At 40.5% G+C, this 12155-nt stretch carries 8 protein-coding genes and 1 pseudogene; 2 read left to right on the forward strand and 7 right to left on the reverse strand.

Going from position 1 to position 12155, the window contains the following annotated elements; all coding sequences use genetic code 11:
* Positions 1 to 221 precede the first annotated feature (221 nt).
* The 6 genes from ssuD to H540_RS0114235 form a co-directional block, all read right to left on the reverse strand.
* Positions 222 to 1361, reverse strand: coding sequence for an FMNH2-dependent alkanesulfonate monooxygenase (ssuD, locus tag H540_RS0114210; protein ID WP_028401240.1), 1140 nt, complete (start codon positions 1359 to 1361; stop codon positions 222 to 224).
* Positions 1362 to 1810: 449 nt separating this feature from the next.
* Positions 1811 to 2680 (reverse strand): ABC transporter permease, encoded by an 870-nt coding sequence (locus H540_RS0114215; RefSeq protein ID WP_028401241.1) that lies wholly within the window; start codon positions 2678 to 2680, stop codon positions 1811 to 1813.
* 11 nt (positions 2681 to 2691) lie between these two features.
* A complete protein-coding gene (locus H540_RS0114220) occupies positions 2692 to 3726 on the reverse strand; it encodes an aliphatic sulfonate ABC transporter substrate-binding protein (RefSeq protein WP_028401242.1) in 1035 nt (344 codons plus the stop codon).
* A 6-nt stretch (positions 3727 to 3732) separates the two neighbouring features.
* Entirely contained in the window at positions 3733 to 4500 is a 768-nt protein-coding gene (locus tag H540_RS0114225; RefSeq protein ID WP_028401243.1) for an ABC transporter ATP-binding protein, read from the reverse strand.
* A gap of 612 nt (positions 4501 to 5112) precedes the next feature.
* Positions 5113 to 5835, reverse strand: a complete 723-nt coding sequence (gene tatC, locus H540_RS0114230; protein ID WP_028401244.1) for a twin-arginine translocase subunit TatC — start codon at positions 5833 to 5835, stop codon at positions 5113 to 5115.
* 667 nt (positions 5836 to 6502) lie between these two features.
* Positions 6503 to 7870 carry an Nramp family divalent metal transporter gene (locus H540_RS0114235; RefSeq protein WP_081415136.1) on the reverse strand — a complete coding sequence of 456 codons (1368 nt, stop codon included), beginning with the start codon at positions 7868 to 7870 and terminating at the stop codon, positions 6503 to 6505.
* 547 nt (positions 7871 to 8417) lie between these two features.
* On the opposite strand from H540_RS0114235, the gene H540_RS0114240 reads away from it, so the two are divergent.
* Positions 8418 to 8798 carry an ArsR/SmtB family transcription factor gene (locus tag H540_RS0114240; protein WP_028401246.1) on the forward strand — a complete coding sequence of 127 codons (381 nt, stop codon included), beginning with the start codon at positions 8418 to 8420 and terminating at the stop codon, positions 8796 to 8798.
* A 20-nt stretch (positions 8799 to 8818) separates the two neighbouring features.
* Complete coding sequence (locus tag H540_RS0114245; protein WP_028401247.1) at positions 8819 to 11188, forward strand: heavy metal translocating P-type ATPase; 2370 nt, start codon at positions 8819 to 8821, stop codon at positions 11186 to 11188.
* A gap of 508 nt (positions 11189 to 11696) precedes the next feature.
* Here the strand turns inward: H540_RS0114245 and H540_RS33200 are convergent.
* Positions 11697 to 11855, reverse strand: a pseudogene (locus H540_RS33200) (sporulation protein YhbH); the annotation flags it as partial.
* Between the last annotated feature and the right edge of the window lie 300 nt (positions 11856 to 12155).

Here is a 12155-nt window from a genome sequence, read left to right on the forward strand (position 1 = left end):
CTAATATAGACATTTATCATGAACAATTTGCTAGTACATAATGTTTTGTTGGTCTTCCCTGAACGTTCTTCATCCCTCTTTCAAGTAGTTTTACCCTTAGCAAAAGTTCATTTACCAATACTCTTTCTCACAAAGCATGACCGCTTAAGAACAGGAATCAGAGGGGCCAAAAGGCAACGGTCCGGAAATTAGCCCAGACCATCATCCGAGGCTGCTTAGATTTACTTTACTGTTTCTGGAGCGTATTGATTCGCAATCATTTCTCCAACGGGCTGATTGTTTTTTTGACTGACATTGATGGAGTTTCTGTTTTTCAGCGGTAAAAGCGGGAATACTAGCTCTGCAAATTGATACGCTTCTTCTAGATGAGGATAGCCAGATAAAACAAATGTATCGATACCTAAATCCGAGTATTCTTTCATTCTCTCTGCCACTTGAATTGGATTACCAACAAGCGCTGTACCGGCTCCCCCTCGAACGAGCCCAACTCCAGCCCAAAGATTCGGGCTAATCTCTAGTGTCTCTCTTCCTCCTTTATGCAGCTGTAGCATTCTCTGTTGCCCTACAGAATCTTGACGGGCTAATGTACGTTGTGCCGCCTCGATCGTATCATTATCGACATATTTAATTAAGCGATCAGCCGCTTCCCATGCTTCTTCTTCTGTTTCTCTTACAATTACATGTAAGCGAATGCCGAAGCGCACTGTTCTTCCTTCTAGCTCAGCTAAACGGCGAACTTCTTTTATTTTTAGTTCCACCTGTGCAGGCGGCTCTCCCCATGTTAAGTAAACATCCGTATGTTTTGCAGCCACAGCTTGCCCTGCTGGCGATGATCCCCCAAAATAAATCGGCGGATGCGGATGCTGAACAGGTGGAAAGAGCAGTTTCCCGCCTTCTATATTCAAATGTTTCCCAGTAAAATGAACTTCTTTCCCCTCCAAAAGATTACGCCAAATGGTTAAAAACTCATCTGTTACTTCATAACGTTCATCATGTGCAAGGAATAATCCATCGCCTGCTAATTCGACTGGGTCTCCACCTGCGACTACATTAATAAGAAGACGTCCGCTTGAAATGCGATCCACTGTTGAAGCCATTCGTGCTGCAACAGACGGAGACATAATTCCTGGACGAACAGCAATAAGAAATTTCAATCGTTCTGTAACAGCCGCTAGCGATGAAGCTAACGTCCATGGATCTTCGCATGATCTCCCCGTTGGAATTAATACCCCTGTATATCCAAGTCGATCAGCCGCTTGCGCGATTTGACGAAAGTAAGAAAAATCAGCTAAGCGTCCTCCCTTTGTTGTTCCTAAATATCTGCTGTCCCCATGAGTTGGAATAAACCATAAAATTTCCATTATTTTTTCACTCCTGTTATAAGTAGTTTTTTAGCTATCTGAACATTATGTTTATCTAACTTTTATCGAATTGCTTATGATTCTTTTTGCTGTAATCGTACTAGTAGTTGATTAATAGCAGATTTCAGCCTTTTCTCATGACAATAAAACAATGGTGATTGAAAGAATAAACACTAACCATTAGTTAACATATAGATTTAGTTGGTTTTAAATCTACAACATGCTTCTTTTAATTAATGGTACATATATATGAGTGAATTATAAATTCGACATTTTCATGTGCTATGTGTAACCAAAAGGGAGTATGGTATGCTTCTTCTCTCTGTTTACCTTTGCATGAACCACTACAAAGGTTTGACCGCTTCTGCACGTCGCCAGATGATCTCTCCCCACTATCAACGGTTTTTTTATTCACTTGTATATAGGTTCTTTAAAGTTCAATTTGTTAATTAACTAACATTCTTTCCTTGATAGCTGTCACGCCATTTTAATAATCTAGATTCTAATACACGAACAAACGAATCAGCCAGCTTTCCGCCAAGAGCAAAAATAATAATACCGACGAAGACAACATCTGTACGGGTAAATTGCCTTGCATCCATAATCAGATAGCCGATTCCTTCGCTTGCTCCCATTAATTCCGAAACAACTAACCCCAGCCAAGCAGCGCCAAGCGACAGGCGAACTCCAAGTAAGATGTTTGGAAGAGCGGCCGGCAAAATCAGCTTTGTTACTTGTTTCCATCGGCTGAACTCCAGAATGCGCGCTACATCAAATAATTTTTTATCTACTCCGCGTATACCTAGTAATGTATTGACGTATAAAGGAAAAAATGCTCCAAGTGCAATTAACAATACCTTTGATAATTCGCCCAACCCAAACCATAAGATAAATAGCGGGGCTAATGCTAAATGAGGGACGGTTCGTAACATTTGCAAAGACGGATCCACAAATTGCTCTGTTTTATTAGAAAGGCCGGTCAACGTCCCGAATAGAAGAGCTAAACTTGCACCTAATAGAAATCCAATCAAAGCACGAGTGACACTAACTTTTAGATGTCCGAACAATTCACCGGATTCTATTAATTCCTGAAATGAGTGTAAAATATCTAAAGGAGTCGGTAAAACCGTATTAGGCACGTGTAAAAGTGATCCTGCCAATTGCCACACAACTACTACGAGGATTGGTAAAACCAAGCCGCGTGCTATTACCAGTCCAGGACCATTGAATTTAGTGCTCCTTAACAGTTTAGGGGCAGAATTCCTCCTAATATCACCGACCGAATTAACGGATGGCAATGCTATTTTTGCTTTGCTCATCTTAAATCACCTCACTTATTTTGTTCTTCCTTTACTTCTTTTAACGCTTGTTTGATATAAGAATTATCGACTACCTTTGATGTATCAATTTTCTTTGTAATGGCTTTAAGAGAATATTGGAAATCCGCGGTATCTTGCTGTGCTTTAATGATATCTTCTGTTATTGGCAGATTAAGAGATTCGTTGTTTTCAAGTATATGACGCACTATATCCTTATCAATTTTTTTTGCATTTGCATATAAATCGATTGCATCATTGCGGTTTTCTTTTTCAAAAAGACGCGCTTTTTCGTATACCTTCAGAAAACGTACAACAAGATCAGGATGCTCTTTTGTAAATTGTGTACGCGCAATGACGAAGCCCGGCGAATATACATTCAACGATTTGCCATCCGCCAATATTCTTGCGTCTTTCTTTAGAGTTTGAAGTGAAATAAAAGGCTCCCAAATAGACCAAGCATCTACTGCTCCTGTTTCAAACGCCGGCTGCGCTTCATCCGGTTGTAATTGAATGATCTTTACATCCTCCGGTTTTAAACCAGCCTTATCTAATGCACGGTACAATAAATTGAACCCGCTGCTTCCTTTTGCCACTGCGATTTTTTTCCCTTTTAAATCTTCTAATGTTTTTATTGGGCTGTCTTTACGAACAAGAATCGCGTTTCCTTTAAGCCCGTCGCTTGCATTTGCAATTTCTTTAAACTCGATATTCGCCGCTTGCCCTGCAATAACAGGTGAATTACCTACCCCGCCAAAATCCAATCGATTTGCTGCCATTGCCTCAAAATGGGGCGGACCGCTTTGAAATACTGTCCATTTTACGTTTACGCCAACCTTAGCGAATTCTTCTTCAAACCAGCCTTTTTCCTTTGCGATTAAAAATGGTCCTAAGCTTTGTTGAATTCCTATATTGACTGTAACATTCTCTTTCTTTCCTTTCTTCTCATCCGCTTTTGTCGTTTTTGATGCGCATCCGGTTAAAATGGCCATCATAATTGCTGTAAGTATTAAAACAGAAAACTTCAACTTCTTAATCACCTTCTCCATCCTCCTTTAAATACCTGAACCTTCAACCAACTGAAGCTCTTCTACTTTTTCAAACTCACTTAGTACCTTTTGTCTGAATTCCTGGAATGATCGACTCGCTCTTTTTCGAGGATGCGGTAAATCGACCGGAATGATGTTGCTGATTTGACCCGGTCTTGCACTCATGATCACGACACGATCAGCGAGATAAATGGATTCATCTAAGTCATGCGTAACTAGAATCATAGTCGTTTTCTTTTGCTGCCAAAGCTCTAACAACACGTCCTGTAAATGCGTTCTTGTAAATGCATCAAGTGCAGCAAACGGTTCATCAAGCAGCAGCACTTCCGGATCCCGCAATAAGGCTCTCGCAATCGCCACTCGTTGTGACATTCCTCCTGATAGCTCTTTTGGATATGCTTTTTCAAATCCCTTCAATCGTACAATTTCAATGAGTTCATCAACTCTGCTGCGTATCTTCAGATCTTTAAGGGGTAAATCAGCAGCAATGTTTTTTTCTACTGTCAGCCAAGGAAAGAGATGATGTTCCTGAAAAATAAACCCTTGTTTTATGCTTGGCCCTGCAATTTCTTGGTTATTGATTTTGATGGTTCCTTCATATTCGTTATCAAGACCGGCAATCAGCTTCAACAGTGTACTCTTGCCGCATCCGCTCGGTCCGATGATGGTTACGAATTCACCTGGTTTCACTTGTAAATCAATATCTTGTAACACTTTTGTTTTTCCCTGCAACTTAACGAATGTTTTATATAATGACGCCACCGAAACACTCACTTTGTTTTCCCTCCTTATAAAAATAGAATAGACAATCGTATGACTCTTCTACCGACTGACTGATGAATATATGTTTTTACATTTTAAATTCCCCCTTCCCTTACACCAATATCACCTTTTCCCATCTGATAACTATGATTAATAAACAAAAAAGGCCCTTAACTTTTTTATAGTTAAGGACCTTCGGTTGCCCGATCAGTCAAGTAAAATTTTAGTATTATCTTGATGATAATAACACTACGCATTATTCCTATAATTTAGCTATGAATTGAGAGACAAGATTTTAAAACATTATAAAACATTCTCCTCCAACAACTAACAGTAATTTCATTATCATCTCTCCCCTCATGGTAATTCCAGTAAACGAAAAGGCTCTCACTTCAAGAGAAATCCCCTGAAATCGAGAGCCTCTGGTAGTCCAGTGGGCATATTTTTCTGAAAGTTAATTTCTTAACAAAAGATTAAACTCATTAAACCTATATGTCAAGTATGAATTTATATATCTTTTATCTTCCTTTCTCCTAAAAATGGAAAGCCCTATCTGAATATAATTTCAGACAGGACTTTCCAGCTAAATACATACTGTTTTATGCAATATCAATATTGTTTGACTTACATGCCAAAGTTCCTTTTCATTCGTTTCTTATAACCTAAATTCGATAATAAGACGCTGCACTCATACAGCAGAATTAATGGAATAGATACAGATATATGAGACACAAAGTCTGGCGGAGAAATACAACATGCAATAACTACAAGAATAAAATAAGCATATCTCCTTGCTTTTTTTAGGTAGGCAGGTTCAACTATCCCAATAGTAGTAAGAAACATAATAATTACGGGCATATCGAAACAAACAGCAAACGGAACAATAAGATTAAAAATGAAACCGAAATACTTGTCTACCGTATACATTTCATTAAACATATCTTTCCCCAAAAAATTAATGAAGTGAAAAATATTAGGCATAACAAAGAAATAACCGATCAGCAACCCTATTACAAATAATAAGAACAAAAATGGAATATAAGCCAAAGCGGCTTTTCTCTCATGAGCATGCAATCCCGGTCTTACGAATAACCAACATTGTAAACACGCTATAGGAATTGTAAAGGCTAAAGCGGCTATTCCTGAAAGAGAGAAGTAAATCCACAAGATATCGCTAGGTCCTAACACTGTTAACTTAAATGGTAAGTCTTTAATTAAAAACTTATAGATGTCCCCTACATATACAAAACCTAGAATCAGAAAAATAAAGAAACATCCCAGAGTAATGAAAAGGCGCTTCCTTAATTCCTCTAAGTGTTCTAAAATGCCCATTTCCCTCTTATTCATTTTGTTTGCTCCTTAGTATGCAGAAGAATAACCTTATCATTTATATGCTCTCTTCTTCATATTTTATCCCTTTAATACTCTGTTGCCTTTATGAATATTGTTTCACTCCTTTTTTAATTAGTCAATTCCTCTATATGACAATACAGTGAAAAATTCGCGTGAAGAATGTATCTGTATATCTAACTAGTTTCTTCAACGTTTCACACTTCATCTCTCAAATTGCACTGTTTACGATCCAACTTGGGCCATTTACTATCTATATAAGTCCACTTTGTTATTCCGACATATCTATCGTTTGCCACATAGAACAAAAGAGAAACCGCGCTCGCTTCCTCTCTCTCTCCCTGCATGGGCCACGAAAAGGGTTTGACCGCTTCTGCGCTTAGCCGGATGATCTCTCCCCCCTAAAAGAAAAGTTTTATGTCGATTTTTTTAGTTGCATTTATATAAACTTCAATTTTATGCTGAATCTATAAGTCAGTTATATACAAAATGTGAACACCCCCTTCAGTTCAAAGCTGAAGAGGGTGTTCTAGTATCATAGATATATTGCCTACCAATAATGATAACTTGTGTCACCTAAAAATTTAAAGGATATGCACTTGTTTTCTATTTCTACCTTTTAGTTTTCTTTACTATTTGCATCAGAACCGGTTTTTTCGTTCTTTTATCCAAAAAAGGTTTGATACAACAGATATGCATTCAATCCGGCAATCACAATCGTCACGATCCAGGCCAAGATGGACAGCCAGCGTTTGTTAACGAATTCGCCCATCTTTTCTTTGTCACTGGTGAACTTTACTAATGGAATCACAGCAAATGACAGCTGTAACGATAGGATGACCTGACTTAAGATCAAGAGCTGAGCCGTTCCACTTTCGCCGTAGATAGCTGTGACGATAACTGCAGGGATAATCGCGATAAGTCGCGTAATCAATCGACGCAGCCATGGCTTTAGGCGAATGTTCAAGAAGCCTTCCATAACAATTTGACCAGCCAGTGTTCCTGTCAGTGTAGAGTTTTGGCCTGATGCAAGCAGAGCTACTCCAAACAAAACACTGCCAATTGTTGTACCAAGCACTGGCGTCAACAGGTTATAAGCATCACCAATCTCTGCAACTCCTGTCATACCGGCCTTATGGAACGCAGCTGAAGAAAGGATAAGAATCGCCGCGTTGATGAAAAGAGCAAACAGCAGGGCAACTGTTGAATCGATAGTAGCGTACCGGATTGCCTCACGTTTTCCGAGACTGGTTTGCTCATACTGTCTCGTTTGTACGATGGAAGAATGCAAATAGAGATTATGCGGCATCACCGTCGCGCCTAAAATTCCAATGGCGATGTAGAGCATTTCCGGATTTTGAATGATCTCCGTGCTCGGCACAAATCCGCCTAGGATTCCACTGATATTCGGCTTTGCCAAAAACAGTTCAACGGCGAAGCATAGACCAATTGTAGCAATTAAAGCGATAACGATAGATTCAATGTAGCGAAATCCTTTATTTTGCAACAGCAGGACAAGCATGACATCGAAGGCAGTTAGGATGACACCGTATAGCAGAGGAATGTTGAACAACAGATTTAACGCAATGGCCGACCCGATTACCTCCGCCAAATCGCAAGCGGCAATCGCTAGTTCACACAAAAACCAGAGAACCATCGCTACAGGTTTGCTGTAATGGTCGCGGCACGCCTGCGCTAAATCCCTTCCTGTGACTATTCCCAATTTACCGGCCAACGCCTGCAGAAGAATTGCCATCAGGTTGGAGATCATGATAACAGACAACAGAGTGTAGCCAAACATGGAACCCCCGGCCAAGTCGGTGGCCCAGTTTCCCGGGTCCATATAGCCTACAGCTACCAGATAACCAGGCCCTGCAAAAGCCAAAAATTTCCGCAGCCATGATCCCGATTTCGGCACGTGAAGAGATCGATATACTTCTTGAAGAGACGGCTGCTCACGTGATTTTCGCCAGCCTTTCTCTTCGTTTATGGCCTCTTTTGCGGCCAATGTGTTTGCATGCTCCTTAATCATATTCTCATCTCCTTTTATTTCTTATCCTCACATTTGATGGTGCAAGTAAATTATTTTTCCTTAACGCAACTTTTAGATAAAAAAATAAATCCCATAAAAGCATATGCAGTTGAAAAAAAGCAGGTGCACACCTTTTTTGATATAAGCTATATTTTTTTCCTAAGCGCAACTTTATGAAGTTATTATATTTGCTCCTCTTCCAAAAGTAAATTAAAACTTTGCTAGAGTTTGCTATATACAAGTGAATAAAAAAACATCTTTTTATAGCGGGGAGAGATCATCCGGCGATGTGCAGAAGCGGTCAAACCTTTGTAGTGGTTCATGCAAGTAAACCAGAGAGAAGAAGCATACCATACTCCCTTTTGGTTGCACATAGCACATGAACATGTCGAAATTATTCTTCTCTGCCCGCACCCTTAATTATTTAATTTCAAAAAATTCCAATAATATTTTATAACTTTCGTTGACACATTAAAAATGAGAAGCATATAATAAAAGCAAACATATGAATGTTTGTTCATATATTCAATTACAAAAGGTGGTATTTATGACTGAAGATAAATTAGAAACTTGCACTGACTCCTGCAGTCAAACTATCATTCATGAGGAAGTTGTTGAAAAAGTAAGAGCAACCATCCCGAATGATGAAAGTCTCAGCGATGTAGCAGAGCTGTTTAAAGTCTTAGGAGATCGCACAAGAACTCGTATTTTACATGCTTTGTTTGAAACCGAAATGTGCGTTTGCGATTTGGCATACTTGCTGGGCATGACACAATCATCCATTTCCCATCAGCTTCGTGTATTGAAGCAGGCTAAGCTTGTGAGGAATCGTAAGGAAGGCAAAGTCGTATATTATTCGTTGGCCGACGACCACGTTAAGTCCATTTTCGAGCAAGCTTTTGAACATGTGAACGAGGATCAGAAGTAATCCCGAAGGAGAGAAGAAACATGGAGAAGACAGCTAGGCGGCAACTTGTGTTGGATGGATTGGATTGTGCCAGTTGCGCTGCGAAGATAGAAAACGGTGTAAAGCAAATTAATGGAATCTCTTCCTGTTCCGTGAATTTTGTAAACAAAACAATGACGCTAGAGACAGAACAATCCAATGAAGAGGCTATCATCTCAGATACAAAACAATTAATAAAAAAGCTCGAACCTCATATTCAGGTGAAGGAAAAACATGTAAAAGCATCATCTCCAAATAAACAAGTGTTCTTGTTAAAAGGACTTGATTGTGCCAACTGCGCAGGTAAAATTGATGCGCAGGTAAAACATATTGATGGCGTAGCGGAGAGCGGATTAGATTTCGTCTCCAAGAAACTGACGATTGAAGTGGCGGATCCAAAGCAAATGGATACAGCCACCGAGCAAATGAAAGCTATCGTCAAGCGATTGGAGCCGGATGTCGAAGTTGTGGCTTTGACCAAGGAAAATCATGCGGCTGACCATGAGCAAGACCACGGTGCCGGAGAAACGAAAAAGATTTTATGGAAGCTTGGAGTCGGAGGTATACTGACAGCTATCGCTGCTTTTGCAAACCTTCCTCAAATGGCTGAACTTGCATTGTTTGTTGTTGCGTATTTGATTGCAGGCGGCGACGTAGTTGTACGCGCATTCAAAAATATCACGCGCGGTCAGGTTTTTGATGAAAACTTCCTGATGGCTCTGGCAACTCTAGGGGCATTTGCCATTAAGCAGTTCCCTGAAGCGGTTTCGGTTATGCTCTTTTACCAGCTTGGCGAGCTGTTCCAGAGCATCGCGGTCAACCGTTCCCGAAAATCTATCAGCTCCTTGATGGATATACGACCGGACTATGCCAACTTGAAAATCGGGAATGAAACAAAGCAAGTATCTCCGGAAGACGTAAACATCGGCGACCTTATTATCGTCAAGCCAGGCGAAAAAGTTCCTTTGGACGGAAAAGTCGTGGATGGCACTTCCCTGGTAGATACATCCGCACTCACCGGTGAATCCGTACCGCGTGAAATCGAATCAGGTAGTGAGATTTTAAGTGGTTTCATTAACAAAAATGGTGTGCTAACTATTGAAGTAACAAAAGAATTCGGGGAATCCACAGTCTCTAAAATCTTGGATCTTGTTCAAAATGCAAGTAGCCGCAAAGCGCCTACGGAAAACTTTATTACGAAATTCGCTCGTTACTATACCCCGGGTGTAGTGATTACTGCAGCTGCGCTGGCTTTCATTCCGCCTCTCATCATTGAAGGTGCAACGTTCTCCGACTGGATTTATCGTGCATTAGTGTTTCTAGTAATTTCTTGTCCATGTGCGCTTGTTGTCTCCATCCCTCTCGGCTTCTTCGGGGGAATCGGAGGCGCCTCCAAGAGCGGGATACTCATTAAGGGAAGTAACTATCTTGAAGCCCTCAACGACGTGAAATATGTAGTATTTGATAAGACCGGTACATTAACAAAAGGCGTATTTGATGTAACTGGTATTCATCCAGTTGGAGAGATTACACAAGAAGAGCTATTACAGTATGCTGCATTTGCAGAAATCCACTCTAATCACCCGATTGCCCTTTCCATCCGAAAAGCATATGGAAAAGACATCGATGAAGAAGCGATTCAGAACTACAATGAGATTTCCGGCCATGGTATCCAAGTGACCGTTGCCGACAAAGAGATTTTGGCCGGCAATGCAAAACTCATGAAAAAAGAGAACATCACTTTCGACCATCAGGAAGCAACCGGTACGCTGGTTCATGTGGCCGTTGATAAGCAATATACAGGTTTTATTGTGATCTCTGATGAAATCAAGGAAGATTCTGCCGAAGCTATTCGTTCCCTCAAGGAACTTGGTGTAAAGAAAACCATCATGCTGACAGGCGATGCGAAGTCGGTCGGTGAAGCTGTAGGACAGCAACTCGGATTAGACGAAGTCCATGCAGAGCTTCTCCCACATCAAAAAGTAGAAGAAATTGAAAAACTGGATGTACGAAAGTCACCGAAAGAAAAGCTCGTTTTCGTCGGCGACGGCATTAACGATACACCCGTTTTGGCAAGAGCTGACGTAGGATTCGCGATGGGCGGACTCGGATCTGACGCTGCGATTGAAGCTGCCGACGTCGTAATTATGACAGATGAACCGTCTAAAATCGCCTCCGCCATCAAAATTGCGAAGCGCACGCGTACTATCGTGTGGCAAAATATCATCTTTGCGTTAGGTGTTAAAGGGATATTCCTGCTTTTGGGCGCGCTTGGGTTCGCTACGATGTGGGAGGCTGTATTCTCAGATGTCGGTGTAACTGTTCTGGCTGTATTGAATGCTATGCGCGTATTAAATGTAAAGAATATATAACATCCAAGAAGCCAACCATCACTCAGTATCATGTGGTTGGCTTCTTTTTATATAATTTCTATATACAAGTGAATAAAAAAACCGTCTTTTGATAGTTGGAAGAGATCATCTGGCGACGTGCAGAAGCGGTCAAACCTTTGTAGTGGTTCATGCAAGGGCAAACCAGAGAGAAGAAGCATACCATACTCCCTTTTCGTTGTACATAGCACATGGACAAGTCGAATTTATAATTCACTCATATATAGAAGGGCCTTCCTCTTCGTATTACTCATGAGGAAGCCTTCATTTTTAACGGAAACTACAGGATTCTCATTTTAAAAAGAAGCATATAGCAATTTGCTCTATTCCCTATCTCGGGAGTATCCTTAAAAATGCACGAACAACTATCCATTCTTTTTCTGTTACATGGTTTGCTGTGTCATACGTCCACTCTAACAAACTGCCGGTTGTTTCATTTGATACACAAAAAGCCCTGCGTACAAGCTCCCATTGTACGCAAGGCTCTTTCCTATCTGCTCTTCTCTGCAGCCTCCTGCTTAAAGAAACTCTTCATCGCATTGAACACATCTGCTTTTTGTTTCAGGATATAATAACGGAAATTTTCTTCGTGGATATTCTTGTACGCGGACATTAGCGTACTGTGTCGATTATATTGGTATAGCGAGCCAGGATATACCCGAAATTATTAGTATGTCCGCTTTACCTATCATTAATACATACTTTTCTTTCGCAGGATTTTAAATCAATTGAAAAATCATTAGTCCCTAGTATCGCGAATGCAAATTCCGCCAATTTTTTATTAACCCAAGTGAAGAAAATATGGTACGCTTGCTTTCATTGCATAACTATATAAATGATTTGTAATTTCGACGTTTTCATTTGCTATTTCGAACAAAACGGCATGGGCACTTACTTCCTCTCTCTGGTTTACCCTTGCATGGACCAAGGGTTTGACCGCTTCTGCACG

Source organism: Ectobacillus panaciterrae DSM 19096 (assembly GCF_000430785.1).
In the GTDB taxonomy this organism is placed as follows: domain Bacteria; phylum Bacillota; class Bacilli; order Bacillales; family Bacillaceae_G; genus Ectobacillus; species Ectobacillus panaciterrae.